General features: G+C 64.2%; 21 protein-coding genes. 3 read left to right on the top strand and 18 right to left on the bottom strand.

The genetic code is table 11. The annotated features are described in order from the left end of the window. Positions 1 to 178: 178 nt before the first annotated feature. The 8 genes from B4394_RS09730 to B4394_RS09695 all read right to left on the bottom strand — a co-directional run bounded on the left by B4394_RS09730 (position 179) and on the right by B4394_RS09695 (position 7,246). Positions 179 to 1,408, bottom strand: coding sequence for a fatty acid desaturase family protein (locus B4394_RS09730; protein WP_078308728.1), 1,230 nt, complete (start codon positions 1,406 to 1,408; stop codon positions 179 to 181). A 74-nt stretch (positions 1,409 to 1,482) separates the two neighbouring features. Next, positions 1,483 to 2,622: a ferredoxin reductase gene (locus B4394_RS09725; RefSeq protein WP_078314880.1), complete on the bottom strand. Its 1,140-nt coding sequence runs from the start codon at positions 2,620 to 2,622 to the stop codon at positions 1,483 to 1,485. Between the two features lie 167 nt (positions 2,623 to 2,789). Then, on the bottom strand, positions 2,790 to 2,999 hold the full coding sequence (locus B4394_RS25115; RefSeq protein WP_139360081.1) for a hypothetical protein: 210 nt from the start codon (positions 2,997 to 2,999) through the stop codon (positions 2,790 to 2,792). A gap of 347 nt (positions 3,000 to 3,346) precedes the next feature. Further along, entirely contained in the window at positions 3,347 to 4,714 is a 1,368-nt protein-coding gene (locus B4394_RS25685; protein WP_286142013.1) for a hypothetical protein, read from the bottom strand. Between the two features lie 9 nt (positions 4,715 to 4,723). Beyond that, a complete protein-coding gene (locus tag B4394_RS09710; RefSeq protein WP_139360080.1) occupies positions 4,724 to 5,038 on the bottom strand; it encodes a hypothetical protein in 315 nt (104 codons plus the stop codon). Positions 5,039 to 5,098: 60 nt separating this feature from the next. Further along, a complete protein-coding gene (locus B4394_RS09705; RefSeq protein ID WP_078314877.1) occupies positions 5,099 to 5,317 on the bottom strand; it encodes a hypothetical protein in 219 nt (72 codons plus the stop codon). Positions 5,318 to 5,330: 13 nt separating this feature from the next. After that, entirely contained in the window at positions 5,331 to 5,831 is a 501-nt protein-coding gene (locus B4394_RS09700) for a DUF6912 family protein (protein ID WP_078296765.1), read from the bottom strand. A 5-nt stretch (positions 5,832 to 5,836) separates the two neighbouring features. Further along, complete coding sequence (locus tag B4394_RS09695; protein WP_078308726.1) at positions 5,837 to 7,246, bottom strand: WS/DGAT/MGAT family O-acyltransferase; 1,410 nt, start codon at positions 7,244 to 7,246, stop codon at positions 5,837 to 5,839. A 174-nt stretch (positions 7,247 to 7,420) separates the two neighbouring features. Here B4394_RS09695 and B4394_RS09690 point away from each other — a divergent pair, with 174 nt between their 5' ends. After that, positions 7,421 to 7,891 carry an Rv3235 family protein gene (locus B4394_RS09690; RefSeq protein WP_078314876.1) on the top strand — a complete coding sequence of 157 codons (471 nt, stop codon included), beginning with the start codon at positions 7,421 to 7,423 and terminating at the stop codon, positions 7,889 to 7,891. Between the two features lie 12 nt (positions 7,892 to 7,903). Here the strand turns inward: B4394_RS09690 and secA are convergent, their stop codons facing one another. The 4 genes from secA to B4394_RS09670 all read right to left on the bottom strand — a co-directional run bounded on the left by secA (position 7,904) and on the right by B4394_RS09670 (position 12,819). Continuing rightward, entirely contained in the window at positions 7,904 to 10,696 is a 2,793-nt protein-coding gene (secA, locus tag B4394_RS09685) for a preprotein translocase subunit SecA (RefSeq protein ID WP_078308724.1), read from the bottom strand. Positions 10,697 to 10,781: 85 nt separating this feature from the next. Beyond that, positions 10,782 to 11,141: a DUF2834 domain-containing protein gene (locus B4394_RS09680; RefSeq protein ID WP_078314875.1), complete on the bottom strand. Its 360-nt coding sequence runs from the start codon at positions 11,139 to 11,141 to the stop codon at positions 10,782 to 10,784. 76 nt (positions 11,142 to 11,217) lie between these two features. After that, on the bottom strand, positions 11,218 to 11,889 hold the full coding sequence (gene hpf / locus B4394_RS09675; RefSeq protein WP_078308722.1) for a ribosome hibernation-promoting factor, HPF/YfiA family: 672 nt from the start codon (positions 11,887 to 11,889) through the stop codon (positions 11,218 to 11,220). 306 nt (positions 11,890 to 12,195) lie between these two features. Further along, the gene (locus B4394_RS09670; protein ID WP_078308721.1) at positions 12,196 to 12,819 is read right to left on the bottom strand and encodes a ComF family protein; all 624 of its coding nucleotides are present in this window, start codon (positions 12,817 to 12,819) and stop codon (positions 12,196 to 12,198) included. Between the two features lie 86 nt (positions 12,820 to 12,905). On the opposite strand from B4394_RS09670, the gene B4394_RS09665 reads away from it, so the two are divergent. Continuing rightward, complete coding sequence (locus B4394_RS09665) at positions 12,906 to 13,535, top strand: hypothetical protein (protein WP_078314874.1); 630 nt, start codon at positions 12,906 to 12,908, stop codon at positions 13,533 to 13,535. Here the strand turns inward: B4394_RS09665 and B4394_RS09660 are convergent. Both B4394_RS09660 and B4394_RS09655 read right to left on the bottom strand, forming a co-directional pair. Beyond that, positions 13,532 to 14,236 carry a TetR/AcrR family transcriptional regulator gene (locus B4394_RS09660; protein ID WP_078314873.1) on the bottom strand — a complete coding sequence of 235 codons (705 nt, stop codon included), beginning with the start codon at positions 14,234 to 14,236 and terminating at the stop codon, positions 13,532 to 13,534. The two genes, B4394_RS09665 and B4394_RS09660, sit on opposite strands and share 4 nt — an antisense overlap. Before the next feature lie 3 nt (positions 14,237 to 14,239). Further along, positions 14,240 to 14,662 (bottom strand): hypothetical protein, encoded by a 423-nt coding sequence (locus B4394_RS09655; protein WP_078308718.1) that lies wholly within the window; start codon positions 14,660 to 14,662, stop codon positions 14,240 to 14,242. A 127-nt stretch (positions 14,663 to 14,789) separates the two neighbouring features. Here B4394_RS09655 and B4394_RS09650 point away from each other — a divergent pair, with 127 nt between their 5' ends. Further along, positions 14,790 to 16,739, top strand: coding sequence for an acyl-CoA dehydrogenase family protein (locus B4394_RS09650; RefSeq protein ID WP_078314872.1), 1,950 nt, complete (start codon positions 14,790 to 14,792; stop codon positions 16,737 to 16,739). On the opposite strand, the gene lpqB is transcribed toward B4394_RS09650, so the two are convergent. The 4 genes from lpqB to B4394_RS09630 are packed head-to-tail and all read right to left on the bottom strand — an operon-like array spanning position 16,736 to position 22,487. Next, positions 16,736 to 18,490, bottom strand: coding sequence for an MtrAB system accessory lipoprotein LpqB (gene lpqB / locus B4394_RS09645; protein WP_139360079.1), 1,755 nt, complete (start codon positions 18,488 to 18,490; stop codon positions 16,736 to 16,738). The two genes, B4394_RS09650 and lpqB, sit on opposite strands and share 4 nt — an antisense overlap. Beyond that, entirely contained in the window at positions 18,487 to 20,214 is a 1,728-nt protein-coding gene (mtrB, locus tag B4394_RS09640; protein ID WP_078308715.1) for an MtrAB system histidine kinase MtrB, read from the bottom strand. The genes lpqB and mtrB overlap by 4 nt, the downstream gene beginning before the upstream one ends. Continuing rightward, positions 20,211 to 20,897: a two-component system response regulator MtrA gene (mtrA, locus tag B4394_RS09635; RefSeq protein ID WP_014850711.1), complete on the bottom strand. Its 687-nt coding sequence runs from the start codon at positions 20,895 to 20,897 to the stop codon at positions 20,211 to 20,213. The genes mtrB and mtrA overlap by 4 nt, the downstream gene beginning before the upstream one ends. Positions 20,898 to 20,948: 51 nt before the next feature. Next, the gene (locus B4394_RS09630) at positions 20,949 to 22,487 is read right to left on the bottom strand and encodes an AMP-binding protein (RefSeq protein WP_078314914.1); all 1,539 of its coding nucleotides are present in this window, start codon (positions 22,485 to 22,487) and stop codon (positions 20,949 to 20,951) included. Positions 22,488 to 22,700 lie beyond the last annotated feature (213 nt).

The raw sequence follows: 22,700 nt of genomic DNA, 5'->3' as shown, positions 1-22,700 counted from the left end.
GGTTAACAGATGACGAGTTACGTCCGTAGAATCGCCAACGTGACAGCCATTTTCGCCTGTGGCGTCGCCGCCTGGGCCACCATGTGGCTCTCCGTGTCCGGCCTGGGATAGTTCCCGGCCGCTATCAAACCTAAGAAGCCCCCGACGCTCGCGCGTCGGGGGCTTCTTAGGTTTCTCGTCAGACCTTGGCGCTGCGACGCGACCTTCTGCGTTCGCGTACCGCGGCGAATGCCGACTTCAGTCCGCGCCGCTCACGCGGCTCGAGCTCGTCGAACATCTTGACGCTGCGCGTTTCCGGCGCATTGTCTGCGGTGTACTTCAGGTACTTGTCCGGCAGCGACAGCTTGGCGATGGTCCGCCACGTCTTCGCGTACTGCACCAGGAACGGGCCGGAGGTGTACGGCAGGTCGTACTTGTCGCACAGCTCACGCACCCGCACCGATACCGCGGCCAACCGGTTACTCGGCAGATCCGGGAACAGGTGATGCTCAATCTGATGGCACAGGTTACCGCTCATGAAGGCCATCGCCGGGCCGGCGTCAAAGTTGGCGCTTCCCAACATCTGTCGCAGATACCACTGCCCCTGCGTCTCGTTCGCCAGATCTTGCTTGGTGAACTTCTCGGCACCATCCGGGAAATGTCCGCAGAAGATGACGGCGTTGGACCAGATGTTCCGGATCACGTTGGCCAGCGCGTTGGCTGTGACGGTCTTACGGAAACTGCCCGACGGTGAAAGCGCGCTGGCCGCGGGGTACAGGACATAATCCTTGGCCACCTGCTTGCCTATCTTGGCCAGCACCTCTTCACGTTTGGCCGCGAACTCTTCCTTGTCGGCGCGCCCCTGCGCCACCTTGCCCAGCTCCAAATGCTGTGCACCAACACCCCATTCGAAGAGCAGCATCAACAACGTGTTGTACGCAAGGTTGCCCAGGTTGAACGGTGACCACTTCTTGTCGCGGGTGATGCGCAGCAGGCCGTAGCCCACGTCGTCGTCCATACCAAGGACATTGGTGTACTTGTGGTGGATGTAGTTGTGAGTCTGCTTCCAGTGCGAGGACGGGTCCACCATGTCCCACTCCCAGCTGGAGGAATGGATTTCGGGATCGTTCATCCAGTCCCACTGGCCGTGCATGACGTTGTGACCGATCTCCATGTTCTCGACGATCTTGGCCACGCCGAGCGTCACCGCTCCCGCCCACCAGGCGGACCTCTTCGTGCTCGCCGCCAGCAGCACGCGCCCGCCCAGTTCCAGGGTCCGCTGTGCGGCGATGGTGCGACGGATATAGCGGCGGTCGGCAGCTCCGAGCGATTCCTCGACATCCTGACGGATCGCGTCCAGCTCGTGTCCGAGTGCTTCAACATCAGCCTCGGTGAGGTGTGCGAATTCCTGGATATCCGAAATCGCCATCGGTGAGCTCCCTTCGCCGGTTCGTGCCTACGATAGCGTAACCTACGGCACCGTAGGTTACTAGGCCGTTAACCTCACACGTCGAGTACGCAATCCCCTGACGCTGCGGAAACACAGGTTTGAATCCGCGATCCCGGCTCATGCTCGGCGCCATTGCGCAGGTCTCGTGCATGCCCTTCCAGCAGCGGCACCACACAGGTCTGGCAGATCCCCATCCGGCACCCGAAGGGCATCTGCACGCCGGCTTCCTCCCCCGCCTCCATCAGCGAGGTCGCAGCGTCGGCCGCGCGCTGCTTACCGCTACGGGCGAAGGTGACCAGACCGCCCTGCCCGTGTGGCGCGGCCCGCGACACCGCGAATCTCTCCAAATGCAGCAGCTCGCCGATATCCGCATCGGCCCATACCCGCTGCGCGTCGTCGAGCATGCCTTCCGGGCCACATGCCCACGTCTGGCGCTGCGCCCAGTCGGGCACCTCGGAGGCCAGCGATGAGAGATCCACACGCCCCTGAGTCTTCGTCGTCCGCAGCCGGTACCGGTAGGACGGGTGCGCATCGGAGAGCGCCGCGAGCTCCCCGGCGAACATCACGTCACTCTCTGTCGGTGCCGAGTGCAGGTGCACCACATCGGGCAGCGGCAGGTCCGCCGCGGCCGAACGCCGCACCAACGTCCGCAACATCGACATCACCGGGGTGATGCCACTGCCCGCGGTGAGGAACAAGATCGCGGGTGGCGCGGGGTCGTCCAGCACGAAATTGCCCTGGGGGGCCGCCAGCCGGACGATCGTCCCCGGCTCCAGGCCGTTGACCAGGTGCGTGGAGAGGAAGCCTTCGGGCATCGCCTTGACGGTGATGGTGATGGTGCGTCCCGAACCACCGGCGTGCACCGGCGCCGATGTCAGCGAGTACGACCGCCAGCGCCAACGGCCGTCGATGAGTACGCCGATGCCGACGTACTGGCCGGGGTGATAGTCGAAGTGGAAGCCCCAGCCCGGCTTGATCTCCAGGGTCGCGGAGTCACTTGTTTCCTTGTGCACGCTCACCACGCGGCCCCGCAACTCGCGGGCAGACCACAGCGGGTTGGCCAGGCTCAGATAGTCATCCGGCAGCAATGGCGTGGTAATGCGAGAAGCCAAGCCACGCAAGACGTTTATCGCGGCATGGCGCGACTTGGGCGCACCCGAGGCGGACGCGTCGAGCCAGGAAGACAATTTCACAGCCAATGACCTTCCGGTGATGAAGGAGATGCCCAGCCAGGCGTAACCTACGCTACCGTAGGTTACTGGCCGGAAACAGGCCAATTCGAAGCCCGATCATGCTGCTCGCGCTGGTCGGCTACGCAACGCCCGGATGAACGTTTCCAGACCTGCGAGAGATGCGTGAGCTACTCCTTCTTCGTCTTAGCGGGGTCCGGCGTGCAGGTGGCGAGGAAGTCCTTGCCGTCCTTGGCCGCCACCTCTGCGGGATTCAGCCAACCGACGTCTTGGAACCAGTACGTGTCGACGGAATGCTGAGCCGACTCGTTGATGAACTTCGCAATATCTGTAGATGATCCCCAGCCATTGCTCCGTTCGGTGGACCCGCCTACAGACAAGCTGGCTCTCGTTTCGTCGCGCCAATCGAAACCCATTGGTAGGGACTCTTTAATACTAAGGCCCGGGTATTGGCCACCTATCGTGATGTACTCAAGGTCAGTCCCGGTTTTCGCGTTCGACGTCAATACCAATTCGGCACGGCTTGGTTCGAAATACACGGAGACTCGAACGGCATTTGCGCACGGTGACCCTGTCCAGATGCGGAGTTGTCCATCAGTGACGCGTGCGCCGAAGGCAGGGCGCAACGAAGGCGCAAACGGCGCCTCGGGATTCCAGCCGTCGTTCCTACATCCTGCCACGACAGCAACGGAGAGCGCAACGAGAAACCCGCCGATCATTCGGTTCATCAAGGGTAGCCCCCGTCGGAGAGACCAGCGTCTTTCTCGAATTTGTTGGTCTCCTGGTCTCTGCCATTGGCCAGTTCCCACGCCTGCTGCGCAACCATGCTCGCCCTGCCATTCGCCGCCCACTGCTGCGAATGCCGCTCTTCATGGTGGAGTATGCGATCCAGGTCAAGCTGGCCCGGGTGCGGGTTGCCATCGTTGCCGTACCACATGACGCCGCCACGGATTATTCTGCGCAATTGCTCGGACGGGTCCGACGAGTAATCGATGTTGACCTTGAACATATCTCCGTAGGTCGTACCACCACCTTGGGTAAACGGATCCTGCTGCCAGCCTCCACCGAGCGCCATCAGCATTCCGTTGGGCGCCGTCACCACCCGACCGCCGCCGTAGGTCATGCCTGCCACCTCGTCGTCGTAACTCCACGAGTTCTTCGCCTGCCGATCGATGATTCGCTGCACCTCATTGGCCGAGTACGGCGTCGGCTCAAAGTCGGTCTTCTCGCCACCTTTGCCGTAGTCAGTACCGCAGTTGAGGATATAAGTCATCAAGGTCGCCTTCCGGGCGTCGTCTCCGCTGACTCCTACCGGCAGCAGGAAGAACGACTTGCCATCTGGGTCCTTGATCTCCTCCATCCCTTCCAACACCTTGAAGCTCTCGGGAGTGATCTTGTGCTGCCGAGCGATATCAACAATCGTTTCGGGCGAGACCCCTTGCCGTGCAGCATTTTCCAACCACTTCTTGTAGTAGCCGGTCGGCTCGCCCTGAAGCAGTCCCGCATTCCGCAGGGCATCCTCGTACGCAGCGGTGCTCGAAGCCCCGGGCTCGCCCTTCATCGAGCCGTCGTCGCCCGGATCGTTCAGGGTGAAGGCGCGCAGCTCCTGTGCGATGGGATTGAGCGCCAACGCAATCTGCTCATCGATCGCCGCAAGCCCCAGCGCCTCCGTGCGGATCGTGGACTCGTGGGACTGACGACGGATCTCGCGCATCCCCGCGAAGGCGACCTTCAGCCCACTGTTGTCCACGACGGTGAGGGGTTCGTTGACGTCGTAATCCTCGCCCTCCGCCGCGTTGATCGCAGCGACCGCTTTGGACTTCGCGTCCTTCAACTGCTGCGCGTTGTTTCGGGCCATCTGCTCGCCAGCACGCAGTTTCGTCATCGACTGGCCGACCTTCTGCAGATCCTCGTACGCCTTCTTGGCGGCGGCGCCTCCGGTCTTCCCGTCCCAGGGAACCTGCTCGATGTGGCGCAGCGCCGTTCCGAAGACAACATTGATGAGGTTCGCCTGATCACCCCACGTCTTGGCGGCAGCATCCAGATGATCCGTGCGCCAGCGCTCGACCTGCGACCTTGTCGGTAAACCCACCATCGCCGTCCCCTACATATCCCGCGGATCAACGGCCGGAATGGCGTCGGCGTTGGTGGCGTCCATATCCGTGAACGCCCTTACCGACTGGGACACCAGAGCCGAGTATTTGTTCAGTTGATCCGCACACACCGTCGCCACATGGTCGCCGCTACCGGTCACCGCCTCAACGGACGACACCGATAACTCATGTGCGGCACCTCCACTCACAGCCGACGCCGACGGCCTCAGCTGATCAGCAAGCCCGGTCAATTTATTGGCCACATCGTGCAGGGCCTCAACGTCCACCCGAAGCGGGTGGCCACCCGCTGAAGCTCTCCCACCCATGACCGCATCATACGTGGAACAGCAACCAAACCCCAGGTCACAGCGAATTCTGTGGAGAATTCACTTCCACTTACGGAACTGGAATGCGTCGTCCTCTTCCAGATCCGATGACGGCGGCAACGGAAGCGTCGGCGGCTGCGACAGGTCAGCATCCGCAGATTCCGGACGCTGTTGCTGATTGAACTGCGCTTCGGCCTTGAGACGCGCGGCTTCTATCGCCGCAACGCCACTGTCCACCTCGTTGCGAATCTGATCGATCGCGCGTTCCAGCTCGCCCATCAGCCCAAATATCTCACAGCAGGTCGAGCAGGAACGGCAGTTCTTGGGTGGCGTACCAGGCCAGATCGTGGTCTTGCGCATCCCCTACGACCAACTCGGCATCCTCGTCGCCCAGGTCCGCGGCGTCGATCACCTCGGCCGCACGCACCACATCCGATTCGGCCTGCGCCAGATCGACATGCGCGGCCACCACAGCGGATATCGGCACAGCGGCTGCCAACCGAACCACGGCATCATCCAGATCCGGGCGCAGCTTGGCATCGTCGGCGGTCGCGACCAGCACCGCCCGTCGGGCCGGTAACTCGTCGTCGCCGTCGTGGTTGGCCAGCAGCCGCAGCGAGGCCAGCGCCGCCTCACGCATGGCCACCTCGGACAGCTCATCCTCGTCGCCCGCGGAATAGGCCTCGCGCAGCGCCGGGGTCACCGCGAAAGCGGTGCCGTTCACCGGCCACAATTCGCCGTCGGCCACCAATTCGCGCAGCATCGCGAGCGTCACCGGGATGTAGACCTGCATGGGCATTACTGCGCCGCCTCCAACAACTCGTCGAGCGCCTCGGTGATCAGCACCGGAAGCATGTCCGCATCCGGCATCGCATCACGATCAGCGTTGATTCCGTAATACACGACACCGTTGTAGGAAGTCAGCCCAATGGACAACACCTGATTACGCAGCAGCGGAGGCACCGGGTAGATCTCTGCCAAGCGCGCACCGCCGATGTACATCGGGGCCTGCGGCCCAGGCACATTCGTAACCAACAGATTGAACAGCCGATTCGGCAGTGTGGTCGCGACGCGGGCCGCCAACGCGTGCAGGGTCGGCGGGACGAATCCGGAGAGCGCCGCCATGTTCGGCACGTCCACCAAACTGAATGCCGCTGAATGTGATTCGGTGGCATGCGCGATCTGCGACAACCGCACCACGGTGTTGCCCTCACCCACCGGAAGGTCGACGAGAAACGGCGACACCTCGGTAGTGGCGGCGCCCTCGGCAAGAACATCCAGGTCACCATCCCGGTACACCGACATCGGCACCATCGCCCGAATCATAGAGGTAGTGGTGACCGGCTCTCCCCTGCTCATCAGCCAATTACGCAGCGCCCCAGCGATTACCGCCAACACCACATCATTGACATCGCAATCGTATTTGGCACGCACCCGCCGATAATCGGCCAACTTGGTGGTCACCACGCTGAATCGCCTACTGCGCGAAACACGTTGGTTGAGTGGCCCGCGCGGGGCGGCACCACGGGCCGCTGTGCGCACCACCTTGGCCATGCGCTCACCCAACTCGCCGATCTCGCCCGTCAGCGACGCGGCGTCGGCGACCGCGCTGCGTACCGCCTCCAGGCGGGCACCGGGGCGCGCCAACCACTCCGAGACCGCACCGGCGACCAGCTCACTAGAGCTCGGTTCATGCTCCGGAACCCAGATATCCTCGCCGAAGTCCGGGGTGCGGGCTGTCCGGTCAAACAGAACCTGTCCGAGTTCGAGCGCGGATTGGCCGTCCACCAGAGCCTGATGCGTCTTGGTGTAGATGGCCAGCCGGTTCTTGGACAGCCCCTCAACCAGGTACATCTCCCACAGCGGCCGCGACCGATCCAGCGGGCGAGATGTCAAGCGTGCCACCAGATCTTGCAGCTGCCCGTCACTACCCGGGGAGGGCAACGCCGAACGCCGAATATGGTAGGTGATATCGAAATCGACATCGTCCAGCCAGACCGGCCGGGCCAGTCCGAACCCGATCTCCTTGACCCGTTGCCGATAGCGTGGAACCTGCGGGAGCCGGCTCTCCACCAACGCGAGTAGCTCGTCGTACGTGAAGCCACCGCGGGGCTTGCGGATGATCGCCAACGAACCGACGTGCATCGGGGTTGAGCTGTCCTCGCTGGAGAAAAACGATGCGTCAAGCGCGGACAACCTGCTGACCACGATCCGCGCCGCCTTCCCCTAAGAATCTCGCCACTTGTACCCAGCGGCGCCGCTGTCCCGAACGTCCCGCCAACCGTACCCTGGCGCCCTCGGCACCGGCTGTGCGATCATGATCGGCAACGTTCTGCGCCTCTCCAGCAGAGCGAATGAGGGGGCTCATTCACTGGAGGGGAAATGTCTCATCGCTATGTCACCCGGGTGGCCGATTACGAACCGGCGCCGGTGCTGGCCAGCCTGCCGCAGGCCTGTCAATCACCACGTCCGGCAAGGTTGCGTCAATCGCGCACTCGGCCAGCGGGCATCGAGCGCCAGGCACATCTGCGCGAACAATCTCCGCCGCCTGAGGCGGTTGCGTTCGCGGATGCCGCAATGCGCCGGGTCCTGGAGGTCATGGATCGGCGCCGGCCGATAATCCAGCTGCGCCCGCTGTTGGCCGACGGGCCCCTGAGCGCGGTCATGGCACGTTCCTCGCGCACCCCCACCACCACCGCGGCCCGGCTTTGCAAGATCCGGGTGCGCCGCTGCGCGGACGACACCGCCGAGATCTTCGGAACGTTCGAGCGCGGTGGACGCGTCCGGGCGTTCGCCGGGCGCATCCAATCCGTACGGGGTAACTGGCTTGTGGCCGCGTTGCAGCTCGGCTGACGCCGACCGCCGCTAGCGCTTGCGGCGCGACCGCGGCGGCTTGGAGGTGCGGCCCGCGTTGCGCGCCGCTTCCCGACGCTCACGCCGCGTGCCACCGCCCGGGGCCGAGTCACCGCCACCGGCCTCATGCCGGGATTGCGCTGAACCGTCTTCCGCCGGCCCCGAGTACGTGAGCTCGGGCGTGGACTCTTCGAGCCCCTTCGCGCGCAACTCACCCTGTGCGGCTTGCGCTGCGGCGGAAGCGAACTCGGCCAACCCTTCGGGCGCTGCCTGCGGGGCAACGGTTCCATCGGCGGGCTGCTGGACCTCGACGTTGATGTTGAACAGGAAGCCAACCGACTCTTCCTTGAGGCCGTCGAGCATGGCGGTGAACATGTCGTAGCCCTCGCGCTGGTACTCGACCAGCGGATCGCGCTGCGCCATCGCCCGCAGGCCGATGCCCTCCTTGAGATAGTCCATCTCGTAGAGGTGCTCGCGCCACTTACGATCGATCACGCTGAGCAGGATGTTGCGTTCCAGCTGGCGCATCGAGCCCTCGCCGGCCAGCCCGTCGATCTCGGCTTCTCTTGCCTTGTACGCCTTCTTGGCGTCGTCGAGCAGGGCCAACTTGAGGTCGGCGGGGCTCAGCTCGTCGGCCTCACCGTAGGTGTCGGATGCGATGAGTTCCTCGGGCTTCAGACTCACGGGGTACAGCGTCTTGAGCGCGGTCCACAACGCTTCGAAGTCCCAGTCCTCGTGATAGCCGTCGGCAGTGGCACCGTCGACGTAGGCGGCGATGGTGTCGGTGATCATCTCTTCGATCTGCGGCTGCAGATCCTCGCCGTCGAGGATGCGGCGGCGTTCGGCGTAGATGACCTTGCGCTGCTGGTTCATCACCTCGTCGTACTTGAGGACGTTCTTGCGAACCTCGAAGTTCTGCTGCTCCACCTGGGTCTGTGCGCTCTTGATGGCGCTGGTCACCATCTTGGCCTCGATCGGCACGTCGTCGGGGACGTTCATCCGCGTCAGAATCGTTTCCAGCGCAGCGCCATTGAAGCGTCGCATCAACTCGTCGCCCAACGACAGGTAGAAGCGAGACTCGCCTGGGTCGCCCTGACGTCCGGAACGACCGCGCAGCTGGTTGTCGATACGGCGCGACTCGTGCCGTTCGGTGCCCAGCACGTACAGGCCACCGGCCTCCTGGACCTCCTTGGCCTCAGTCTCGGCGGCATCCTTGAACTTCTGCAGCGTCGCGTCCCAGGCGTCTTGGTACTCGTCCGGGGTCTCCACCGGGTCCAGGCCCTGTTCGCGAAGGTGCGTGTCCGCCAAGAAGTCCGGGTTACCGCCCAGCACGATGTCGGTACCGCGGCCGGCCATGTTGGTGGCCACGGTGATGGCGCCCCGGCGGCCGGCCTCGGCGATGATGCGGGCTTCCTGCTCGTGATACTTGGCGTTGAGCACATTGTGCGGAATGCGGCGCTTGGTGAACTGCCGTGAAAGGTACTCAGAGCGCTCCACACTCGTGGTACCGATCAGGACAGGCTGGCCGGCCTCGTAGCGCTCCACCACATCGTCGACGACCGCGATGTACTTGGCTTCCTCGGTCTTGTAGATGAGGTCGGATTGGTCCTTGCGGACCATCGGCCGGTTGGTGGGAATCGACACGACACCGAGCTTGTAGATCTCGTGCAGCTCGGCCGCCTCGGTCTGGGCGGTACCGGTCATACCGGCGAGCTTGTCGTAGAGACGGAAATAGTTCTGCAGGGTGATGGTGGCCAGCGTTTGGTTCTCTGCCTTGATCTCCACACGCTCCTTGGCCTCGATGGCCTGGTGCATGCCCTCGTTGTAGCGTCGGCCCAGCAGCACACGACCAGTGAACTCGTCGACGATCAGCACCTCGCCGTCGCGGACGATGTAGTCCTTGTCGCGGTTGAACAGTTCCTTGGCCTTGATGGCGTTGTTGAGGTAGCTCACCAGCGGCGAGTTGGCCGCCTCATACAGGTTGTCGATGCCCAGCTGGTCCTCGACGAACTCGACCCCGACCTCGTGGATACCGATGGTGCGCTTGCGGATGTCCACCTCGTAATGGGTGTCCTTCTCCATCAGCGGGACAATCCGCGCGAACTCCGGGTACCAGTTCGATGCTCCGTCGGCAGGGCCGGAGATGATGAGCGGGGTACGAGCCTCGTCGATGAGGATCGAGTCGACCTCGTCGACGATGGCGTAGGCGTGCCCGCGCTGCACCAGCTCGTCGAGCGAGTGGGTCATGTTGTCGCGCAGGTAGTCGAAGCCGAACTCGTTGTTGGTGCCATAGGTGATGTCGGCGTTGTAGGCCGCGCGCCGCTCCTGCGGGTTCATCTGCGACAAGATCACGTCGACATCCAGGCCCAGGAAGCGGTGTACGCGGCCCATCCACTCCGAGTCACGTTTGGCCAGGTAGTCGTTGACCGTGACGACGTGCGTGCCCTTGCCGGCCAGCGCGTTCAGGTAGGCCGGCAGCACACAGGTAAGGGTCTTGCCCTCACCGGTCTTCATCTCGGCGACATTCCCGGCGTGCAGCGCGGCGCCACCCATCACCTGTACATCGAAGTGGCGCTGGCTCAGCACCCGCCAGGAGGCCTCGCGCGCGACGGCGAAGGCCTCGGGCATCAGGTCATCGAGGGTCTGGCCCTTCTCCAGACGCCCCTTGAAGTCGCCGGTCTTGGCCCGCAGCTCGGCATCGGAAAGCTTCTCGACGTCATCGGACAGGGTGTTGACGTAATCGGCCACGCCCTTGAGACGCTTGACCATGCGACCTTCACCAAGGCGCAGCAACTTCGACAGCACGTCAATATCCCCTGTACTCGTTAGGACTTGTCAGACTTCAGCGAGTCCCATCGTAGGCGTCGTCCGCACCAGCTTCCCCGAGCAGTCACCCTTGGACGGCCGTCGCGCCATCCGCCAGCACCGCCAGGCGCCGCTCGCGGGCTATGAGGAACAACGGGAACGCGACGCTGATGGCGACGAGGAAGCAGAGCGCGACGTACACCCAGATGTGCTTGATACCCAACCGTCGGGCCTCGACAACCATGAGCACGAGGGCCGCGATCGTGAGCAGCATCAGGTCGTTGGTCAGAGAGCCCGCGACGTGATTTGCATACGCGCTGGTCACGACATCGAGCAGCTTCCCGCCGGACGAGATATACGCGATGTTGTGCCACCAGGTGGCAACCACGGCGATCAGCGCTATCGCGCCGTACAAGAAACAGAGGTTTCGGCGAGCAGTACTCACGGACGAAGTATGCGACGTGAAAGGACCCCCACACCAGACCTGGTGCGGGGGTCCTTGGCGCGGTTGACCGCGCGCCCTACTCCCCGAGGCGTATCAGGCCGTAGTCATACGCGTGTCTCCGATACACCACGGACGGGCAACCGGAGGATTCGTCATGGAACAGGAAGAAGTCGTGACCAACCAGTTCCATCTCGTAGAGCGCATCATCGACCGTCATCGGCTTGGCGGGGTGTTCCTTGGTCCGCACGATCTGACCCGGGCCGTGCCCGTCGTCGGCCTCCGCCCCGTTGTGACTGTGTGCGCCATTCACCGCGGCGGGAGGCGTGAAGGCATCGGCGGGCAGAACCTTGGTGGCCTCGGCGAGCGATACCGGCGTCTTGTCTCCGTAGTGAACCTTGCGGCGGTCACGGCCTCGGCGCAAACGGCTCTCCAGCTTGGCGACGGCAGCTTCGAGAGCACTGTGGAACGTGTCGGCACATGCCTCGCCCCGGACGACCGGTCCCCGGCCCCGCGCGGTGATCTCCACGCGCTGACAGACCTTCTTCTGGCGACGGTTCTTTTCGTGTTCGAGTTCTACATCAAAGAGGTAAATGGTTTTGTCGTAGCGTTCCAGACGGGACAGTTTGTCGTTCACAAAAATTCGGAAATGATCGGGGATATCTACGTTTCGGCCCTTGACCACGATGTCGGCTTGGGCCGTCCGCTCCCCGTCCTCGATAGCAACGGATGCCTTTGATGTGCTTGACAACTCATACCTCCGGTACTGAGAGTGCGCTTGCGCTCAACCCATCCGCTAGGGACTAAAGATGTTGGCGATGCGCATGTTTGATGTTTGACGTACGCCGGAGTCGCCTGAAACGCTGAGACGGCAGCCCGCCGGCGCTGGGGTCGGTAACCACCTCCTCCGCCGAATAGGACGCAGGCGTTCCGTGTTGGCCAGTGGTGTGATCGCCCACACGCGGAACGTTCATAGCTTGTTGGCCCCGACGGTAGTCCGTGTTCACTCGCCTTGCCACCGATTCGGGAGAGTCGTTTCGAGATCGTCATACGATCTTTAGGCGTACGTCAGCGTGAGCACGGCAGCGACCCGAAATCCTGCGGATTTCAACACTCTGACTGATTCGGCAACGGTGGCCCCGGTGGTCACGACATCGTCGACCAGCACCAATTCGGTGACCGGCCGCGGGGCCCGGCGCAGCGCGACACGTCCGGCGACATTGTGCTGACGGGCCGAACTGGACAGCCCCACCGAATCTCGCGCACCCACCTTCATGCGCAGCAGGGACGCAACGTGCACGCCCGGAATCCGGGTGGCGACCGTCGCTACCGCTGTCACCGGATCCCCGCCGCGTCCACGCGCCGCAATCCACCGAGTGGGTGCCGGAACCAATGTCACCGGCCGCTCGACGAGATGCCAGCGCAGAAGCTCCCCCACTCCCCGTGCCAGCACCGCTCCCAACGGAACCGTCAGGTCGCGGCGACCGCGATCCTTCATCGTCACGATCGCCCGGCGCCGAGCACCCGCGTACCGCCCGAGGGACAGGACGGGCACACCCGGATCGACCCGCGTCGTCACCACCACGGGCTCCGCGGTGAACGCGCCCGCACAGGCTTCACACCAGCGGGTGGAGGGCGCCCCGCAACCGCCGCAGGCCAGCGGCAGCATCAGATCGAGCATGCGATGACTGTGCGCGCAGGGTCCGACATCTCACCTTCACGCAATTTCCACGTTCCACACCTGCGCCGTGGTGGTATCAACTCCTCATGTCGACAGACCCCGCCGATATCGAAAGCATCCCGTCACGAGCCTTGGGATTGATGACGGGACCGCTGGCACTTCTCGTCGTTGGTTTCAGTTTCTTACCGTGGTGGGGCATCTCCGCGGATATCGGAACTTCGGAACCGATCACCGTCACCGGCATCGGCCGGATGACCGGCGATCCCTCGTTTGCATCACTGTCCAGCGAGGCCGGACAACCAGGGGTCGCGAGCGCCGTCGCGGGCATTCTCATCCTGGTCATAGCAGTCATGTGGACTCGCGGCCGTTTCGGTTGCGTGCGTTCACGTCTGGTGGCGTGCGCGCTGGCCGCCTCGGCTGCCGCGCTGGCCGGTCTCGTGCCGGTATGGCAGGCGTACGTGGCGGAGAACGTTCTGGACGCCATCGGTCTGGCGTCACTGCTCAGGCTCCGGAGCCATTACGGGGACGTTCTCTTTACGTCGTACGGCGCCGCGGTCACCGGCCTCGCCGCAGTGGTGATCGCGACCCTCACCGCGGTAAGCGCGGCACGCGCGCACGCGGCTTGGCGCGTGCCGATCGCCCTTGTCGTTGGCCTCGCCGTCGGCGCGGGCCTCGCATTCGCCATCCATGCGGGCATGCCGCTGCGCCCGAGTTAGTAACTGCGAGGCAGCGCCGCGACCAGCGTCTCGATCTGACTCCGATCCAGCACCGCGACCGTCCCGTCGGGCAGCCCGAGAATCCGGTCGGTGGCGACGCCATAGAGCCGCTGACGCTGGACCGCGGCGTCGATCGCCTCGGCGCGCGCATGCGCATCAGGCGCGGCGATGATCCGGTGCACGGTGGCACCCATGTTGGCCGCGAAGCCCTGGATCATGTCACCGACGCCCTCGGGATCGAACGTCTCGAACACTCCCTCGGCAACCCCGCACGTGATCACCTCGGTGAGCACCGGCCGAAACTTGTCCTCCCAGATCGCCGAGATCCTGCGCAGCAGTGACTGATTCTCCGGCCGCAACATCGACCTCATCGCCGCGATGCTCTCCGGCGCGCCGAGAGCCATCTTCACCTCGTAGCTGGCGCGCAGGCCAGCGTTCAGCCGCTCCAGCGCACCCACCCCCTGCTCGGCGAAGACAGGCCTCAACGCCGCGAAGGCCTGATCCGCGCTGCGCTCCGACAGCGCGGCCACCAGGGCCTCCTTTGAGGAAAAGTAGTGGTAAAAGGCACCTTTCGAAATCCCGGAGGTGGCGACGAGATCGTTGAGACTCACCGTGTCGTAGCCGCGCTCGAGAAACAGGGCCATCGCCAGATCCAGCAATTCGGTCCGGCGTACCTCCGGATGTTTCACCACACGCGGCATGGGTCAGGGCTTCCTGATCCAGCCCACGTATGTCAGATACACGCCGATGAGCGCCAGAACCGCGAAGAAGGCACGGACCGCTCCGACCGCGGGCACCGACGCCTCAACGCCACTTTGCATCAGCTGAGGAAATGCCAGTAGCACAAATCCCCGAAGTGCCAGAAACCAGCCGAACAGCGAGATGATCACCGGCGCGAGGCCCTTCCAGTACTGGTGAAAGGCGATGATCATCAGCCCACAGAAGAGCAGCAGCGCGCCGAAGAGCCACGCCCACATGGGGTCCCTGAAGAAGCTGTCACTGAGGAAGCCGGGCCCACCCGCGCGAATCGCGATGACGGTGGTGACTATGGCGACGAATGGACCGATCACCCGCGCAAACGCGCGCGTGCGCTGGGCCGGAACCCCCGTAGTGGGCGCGGTTGTCATGACGCGAACTCCTTCCGAACGGCGTGAATAGACCACTGGTCGGTATGTTAGACCACTGGTCGGTATACGCGCACGGCGTGCCGCAGAACACCGCTGCCGCCGACTCGATCTGACTAGGCTCGGATTCATGGAGACCCGGACAGCACCCGCCGATGCCGACATCCTCACCTCAAACCTGCGCGTCGCACTCGACGGCCGATTTGGTCCGATACGCGACGCCGCCCGCGAATACCTGAACCGCGCCGACCTGCTACCCGACCCGTCGCTGACGCTCAATGAGGCGCGCGCGCGATCACTGCAGATCATGCGCGAGCTGGTTCCACACGGCTTACCGCAGGCGGGATTCCGCACGGAGCACGGCGGCACCGGCGACGTCGGGGCCGCGATCGTCGGCATCGAAATGCTCGGCTACGCCGACCTGTCGCTCATGGTCAAGGCCGGTGTGCAGTGGGGCCTGTTCGGTGGCGCGATCGAAAATCTGGGCACCGCAAGCCATCACAAGCAGTACGTGGTCCCGCTGATCAACCTCGATGTGCTCGGCTGTTTCGGTATGACCGAGACAGGCCACGGCTCCAATGTCCAGGCCTTGCAGACCGTTGCCACCTACGACCGCCAGACCGGCGACTTCACCCTCAACTCCGAGGGCTCGCTGGCGCGCAAGGACTACATCGGCGGCGCGGCCGAGCATGCCACCGTGGCAGCGGTTTTCGCGCAGCTCGTCACCGGCGGGCCCGGCGAGGAGGCAACCGGCCGCGGAGTGCATTGCTTTGTGGTCCCGATCCGGAGCGCGGACGGCAACGACCTGCCCGGCGTCACCACCAGCGACTGCGGATACAAGGGCGGCCTCGCCGGGGTCGACAACGGGCGCATCGTGTTCGACAACGTGCGGGTGCCGCGCGCCAACCTGCTCAACAAATATGCGGACGTCGCCGCCGATGGCTCGTACAGCTCGCCCATCGAGAACGAGAACAAGCGGTTCTTCACCATGCTGGGCACCCTCATCCGCGGGCGGGTCAGCGTCGCCGCCACCTCGGGCGCGGCGGCCCGCAAGGCACTGACCATCGCATCGCGCTATGCCCTGGTACGCAAGCAATTCGACACTCCGGATAGCGACGACGAGGTGATCATCGCCGACTACCTGGTGCATCAGCGCAAGCTCCTGCCGTTGATCGCGCGGTCGTACGCACTCGCGTTCGCACAGAACGAACTCACCGAAGAGCTGCATGAAGTACAGACCGCAGATGAGGTGGATGGCGACCGACAGCGCCAGCTAGAAAGCGCCGCAGCGGGTTTGAAGGCGATGACCAGCTGGCACGCCCAGAACACCATCACCGTGTGCCGGGAGGCTTGCGGCGGCGCCGGGTACCTCGACGCCAACCAGCTCACCATTCTGCGGCGCGATATCGACGTGTTCACCACCTTCGAGGGTGATAACACCGTGCTCACCCAGCTGGTGGCTAAGGAACTCCTGTCGGCCTACGGCGAGGACGTACGCGGCCTCAACGCCGTGGGCTGGACCCGGTTTATCGCAAGCATGGCCCGCGACGTGATCCTGGAGCGCTCCGCGGCACGGCAGGTCATCCAGACCATCCTGGACTCCTCCGACGAGGACGTCGAGGAATCCGAGCTGAGCAACCGCGGCACCCAGCTGCGGCTGCTGCGCAACCGCGAGGACCACCTGCTGCGCACTGCGGCCACCCGGATGCAGCGCGCACAATCCGATGACGAGGATCCGTTCGAGGTCTTCAACTCCGCGCAGGACCACATCCTCAAGGTCGGCTCCGCGCACACCGAGCGGGTGGTGCTGGAGTCCTTCATCGAGGCCATCGACAGCTGCGACAGCAAATCGGCACAAGAGCTGCTGGAAAAGCTATGCGACCTGTTTGTCTACAGCGTGCTCGAGACCGACCTGTCCTGGTTCCTCATGCACCGGCATGTTTCGACCGAACGGGCGAAGGCCATCAGACGCGGGGTCAACCAACTGTGCGAGGAGCTGCGCCCCCATTTGCGCACCCTGGTGGACGCTTTCGGAATTCCCGAGGCGCTGCTCACCACGGAGATGATCGCCGAGAACTAGCCCGTCAGTACGGGAATCGCCTGCGGCGTCATGAGTGGACGCACCTCGATCCACCGCTCCTCCGGTGTGCCCAGTCCTGTCAGCTGCAGCACGCCACGCGCATCGGCGATGTAGATGATCGCCGGCGAGGCCACAATCGTCGATACCGGAGTCAACAGATTGCGGTCGTCCAGATCAGAGTTCACTCCGTCGAGATTCACGTTGGCCACCAGGTGCGACCCATCATTGCGGGCCACCGCGATGTCGTCACCGGTGCGCCAGGCCAGCGACACCGCGGAGTTTCCGAGACCAAAACCAAGACGGCGCGGGTGCACCAGCGCGTAATCACCACTGTCGGTTTGCAGAACCGTCGCCATGATCACCTGGCCGTCGATGATCATGGCGGCACGCGTGCCGTCGCGTGACAACGCCAGCTCGGTGATCTGCCCCTTGTACTTCTGTGCCACCGCCGATGATTCGACAGGCAACACCGCCACCATGGACGTGGTGGCCTCCTGGATGACCCTGACCACCCGGCCACCATCGATAACCACCCACACCGCGTCGTCAAGGGCCCAGGTCGGGCGGGTCAACGTCTTACCGCCGACCGCCTCGCTGCCGTTCGCGCCGTTCGCGCCCACCCACATCGACATCAGCGGATCTTCTCCGGCCTGCACCCGGATCACCGACGCAACCTGACGCCCGCTGCGCGACAGCGCCGCCGACACCTGGCTTCCCACTTGACCGAACGATCCGCGCACCGGCGTTGCCGTGTCACGGTCAACGGTCACCAGCGATCCATTCAGCAGTCCGTAAAGGCCCACCCCTGCGCCCTCCGACGCACCGGGGTCGGTCGATGCGACGTTCTGCGTGCTCCAGCCCTGTGCGAACTGCTCATCCAGCGGAGCACCATTGACCTGCAGGACGTACGGCCCGGCGATGCCGGCCCGCGACAGCGTCCAAATCACCTGCGCGGCAAGGAACTGGCGGGTCCGCTGATCCGGTGTCAGATCGCCTTCCAGCTCGACCCGCACGCCGCCGTACCCGCGCCCCACGTCCACCCTGCTGCCATCGGCGCGTGTCACGGGGCCTCGCAACCGCAGGCCGTTCAGGTGATTACGCACCGCCCCGGCCAGTTCCGGTCGCGGACCGGATAAGAGTTTGTACACCAGCTCGGTGGCCAGCGAATCGGGGTCATTGACCGCCACATAGCGCGGATCGGGCACCACGGTGCGCCCGGCCGGGTCCGCGAAGTACACGGTGTAGCGCCGATAGGTGGCCTGGAACTGCGCCCAGTCCAGGAAGACCCCATTGGGTAGCGAGTCGATTCGCCACTCGCCGTTGACCTTGACCAACGTGAACTGGGGATCTTGGGTATCCCCTTGAGCGGTCTCGAACACCCCGACATCGGACAAGGTGCCCAGTTTGTTGGCGCGCACATTGATCGTCCACCGGTCGAGGCCGCGCTGGTCGGCGAATATCGGCGACTCGATGAGCACCGCGTCGCCCGCGTCATCCCATGTCCGCGAGCCGGATTCGGTAAGGAACTGCCGGGCGGCCCGGTGCCTGTTCAACGGTTCGGCGGTGGCCTTCAAGAACTCGCGCAACACCGTCTCGGGCTCCATCCCCGGTGTGGGTGCCGGCACCCCCGGCGGCAGCGGTCGCTGCACCGTTCCGATGGCCCGCGGAGAAGAGGACGACGGCACCCCGGCGCAGCCGGTGATCCCCAGTGCCACCGCGATGAGGGCGGCGGCCACCTTGCGGCGCATCAGGACGACTCCCGTACGTGTTCGGCCTTGGTACCCGGGGTGCGCATCGGCGTGGTCTCCTGCTCCCCCGGTTGGGTTCCCCGCTCCGCCGGTTGCGTTCCCCGCGAAACCGGCCTGCGCATAGCAGCACTCGGACGGCTCACCGGGTTCAGCGGAAGGGGGCTCGTCGTCACCTTATGCCCGCGAACCAACGGCACCGTCAACCGGAACAGTGCCCCGTTGCCCGGTTCGCCCCACGCCTCCAGGCGTCCCTGGTGCAACCGAGCGTCCTCGACGCTGATCGCCAAACCGAGTCCGGTGCCCCCGGAATGCCGCTTACGCGACGGATCGGCACGCCAGAACCTGTTGAACACCAGTTTTTCCTCGCCGGGGCGCAGACCGACTCCGCGATCTCGCACGGTGACGGCAACGCTGTCGACATCGGCGGCCATCCGGATGGTGACGGGCTTGTGCTCGCTGTGGTCGATCGCGTTGGCAACCAGGTTGCGCAGAATCCGTTCCACGCGACGGGGATCCACCTCAGCGATGATCTCGCTGTCGGGCATGTCGAGCTCCACCACGGTGTCCAGCTCGTCGGCGAGGTGTTTGACCGAGGCCACCACGGTTTTGACGGTGTCACGCAGGTCCACCTGCTCCACGGCAAGTTCGGCCACACCGGCGTCGTGCCGGGAGATTTCCAGCAGATCGGCCAACAGTGTTTCGAACCGGTCCAGCTCATTGGTCATCAGCTCGGCGGAACGCTGCAGCGCCGGGTCAAGCTCTTCGCGGTTGTCGTAGATGAGATCGGCCGCCATCCGCACCGTGGTCAATGGGGTGCGCAGTTCATGGCTGACGTCAGAGGTGAAGCGGCGCTGCAGGTTTCCAAACTCTTCGAGCTGAGTGATCTCGCGTGAGAGGCTCTCGGCCATGTCGTTGAACGACACCGCGAGCCGCGCCATGTCGTCGACACCGCGTACCGGCATGCGTTCGGACAGATGCCCTTCGGCGAACCGCTCGGCAATGCGGGAGGCCGACCGCACCGGCAGCACCACCTGACGGGCGACCAACAGCGCGGCGGCGGCCAGGAGCGCCAGCAGCACCAGACCACCGGTCACCATGGTTCCGCGCACCAGCGAAATGGTGCTTTCCTCGCTCGACAACGGGAAGACCAGGTACAGCTCGAGCGCGGTGACCTTCGACGTGGTCGGCGAACCGATGACGAGGGCCTTCCCCGAGAAGCTCTCGGTGTGCACGGTCGAGTACTGATAACTGACCTGGCCGGCCTTCACGAATTCGCGCAGCGGGCCCGGGATCTGAGTGGCAGGCCCCGACGATGTCGCCTCGCGGGGTCCGTCACCGGGAACCAGCAGGACGGCGTCGAATGCCCCAGCGCCGCCGCCCTCGGAGCCCTTACTGCCGTTCAGCAGTTGGTTACGCGCCAGCTCCAGGCTGCTTTGTAGTGAACGGGTTTCCTCGCCGCCGACATCATCGCTGACGATGACCCGCGCACGTTCCATCTCCTCCGTCGCGACCCGAATCTTCGATTCCAGGATCCGATCGGTCACCTGGCTCGTGAGCACAAATCCCAGGATCAGGATGACCAGGGAGGACAGCGCCAAATTGGACACCACCACCCGCACCTGCAGGGAACGGCGCCAGGTGAACCCGACCGCTCGACTCAGTGCCTTCAGTCCGCGTATCAGTGGTGCCGATCGCCGCTGAATGCGCCGCTTCGAGCTGAAGATCACGGGGGTCCGGCCTTATATCCCACTCCTCGAACGGTCAACACCACGGTCGGATTCTCGGGATCCTTCTCGACCTTCGCCCGCAGCCGCTGCACGTGGACGTTCACCAGCCGGGTATCGGCCGGGTGACGGTAACCCCACACCTGTTCGAGCAGCACATCACGAGTAAACACCTGGCGCGGTTTGCGTGCCAGCGCCACCAGCAGGTCGAACTCCAGCGGGGTCAACGAGATCTGCTCGCCCTCGCGCGTCACCTTGTGCGCGGGCACATCGATGTCGATGCCCGCGATGTTCAGCAGCTCGGCGGGTTCGTCGTCGTTGCGCCGCAACCGGGCACGGATGCGGGCGACGAGTTCCTTGGGTTTGAACGGCTTCATGATGTAGTCGTCGGCACCGGACTCCAGGCCGAGCACCACATCGACGGTGTCGGTCTTGGCGGTGAGCATGACGATCGGCACACCGGAATCGGAACGCAGCACCCGGCATACGTCGATGCCATTCATCCCGGGCAGCATGAGGTCCAACAGAACCAGATCGGGACGCAGCTCGCGAACGGCGGTGAGCGCCTGGGTACCGTCGCTCACCACTGCCGTCTCGAAGCCCTCCCCGCGCAACACGATGGTGAGCATCTCTGCCAATGACGCGTCATCGTCGACAACAAGGATCCTTTGCCTCATAGATCCCATCGTGTCACTAGATCGTGACAAAACCGGGGTACCAAGGGGGCGAGTTGCGAACTAGTCTCCGGCGAGCTGCGCGCGGACCTTGAACTTCTGGATCTTGCCGGTGGCGGTTCTGGGTAAAGCGTCGACGAACTCGACACGTTTGGGGCACTTGTATCCGGCCAGATGCTCCCGGCAGTGCGCGACGAGATCCGGTCCTGTGGGCGGATCGGCCCCTGGGGCCGCCTCGGCGATCACCACCACCGCAGTCACCAGCTCGCCCCACTTCTCGTCGGGCACGCCAACGACCGCGGCCTCCCGAACCCCCGGATGAGATATCAGCGCGTCTTCCACTTCGATGGACGACACGTTCTCGCCACCAGTGATGATGATGTCTTTCTTGCGGTCCGAGATGCTGAGGTAACCCTCGGAGATCGATCCGCGGTCACCGGTGTGAAACCAATTGCCTGCCAACGCTTCCGTGGTGGCTTCCGGCTGGTCCCAGTAACCGTCGAGATTCGTGTTCGACTGAGTGAGCACCTCGCCATCCTCGGCGATCGACACCCGGACACCGATCGCCGGGGCTCCCGCGCGGCCCAGCATGCGCGCCTGCTGACGGTCGTCGAGGTCGGCCCATTCTGACCGAAACCGATTCATCGTGATGAGCGGCGCGGTTTCGGTAAGTCCATAAATCTGGATGAACTCCCAGCCGAGCTCGGCACGCACCCGGGCGATCGTGCGCGTCGGAGGCGGCGCTCCCGCGACGATGATCCGGACCCGGCCCCGGCCCGGAATAGGCCCCTGCCAACGCGCCGCGGCATCCAGAACGGAATCGACGACCGTTGGCGCCGCGCACATCACGGTGACACCGTGTTCCTGCACGCGTCGCAGGATCTCGTCTCCGTCGACCTTGCGCAGCACGATGTGCCGGCCACCCATTCCGGTCGCCGCGTACGGCCAACCCCAGCCGTTGCAGTGGAACATCGGCAATGTGTGCAGCAGAACATCGTCGTCACGCAGCGTGGCATGCAACCCGAAAACGACTGCGTTGATCCAGATGTTGCGGTGAGTGAGTTGCACACCCTTGGGCCGGCTCGTGGTTCCTGAGGTGTAATTCAAAGTGGCGGTGTCTGATTCGGTGCACGACCAGGGTCTCGGATCCGCGATATGTGGCGAGCCGGTTTCACCGAATATCGCGGCGTCATCCTCTCCCAACACGAAGTTGTGGGGGGCGCGCACGGTATCCAGCAGGCCGCGCACCTCCGGGTCCACTATCAGCACCGAGGCGCGCGAATGCTCGATGATGTATTCGATCTCGGCGGGCGCCAAGCGAAAGTTGATGGGCACCAGGATCCGTCCCCACCCGGACACCCCAAAGAACGAGGTGAGCAGTCGCGCACTGTTCTGAGAGACGATCGCCACGCGCTCCCCTGGTCCGACGCCGAGATCATCGAGCGCCGCGGCTTGCCCACGTGCCCGCGCGGCGAGCTGCCGGTAGCTCAACGCTCCCCAGGAGGGCGCCGGTTGTGCCGGCTCGTCGACTACCCCGACACGGTCGGGATAGACCAGCTCGGCACGGTCCAGAAAATCTCGCACACTCAGGTCGAAGAACACGCACCAATCCTGCCGTCCCGCTCCCCATGTGGCGTGGATATCCACGAAGCGCGGGGACATCTTGCCGGTCACTGGTGGACGGGTGTTTAATGAGGGCGCTTTGTTCAGCAGTGGTTCATGTGCGCTTTGCGCCAGCGCCTAGGAGGTGACGCGACTATGTCCGATAGTCAACCTCCGAGTATCCACAGCGCCTTCTAACGCAGACCCGGGTTG

It is taken from the genome of Mycobacterium sp. D16Q16 (genome assembly GCF_002013745.1).
Taxonomy (GTDB): Bacteria; Actinomycetota; Actinomycetes; order Mycobacteriales; family Mycobacteriaceae; genus Mycobacterium.
Note: the sequence above shows the minus strand (reverse complement) of the source record. Positions and strands in the feature narration are given on the sequence as shown.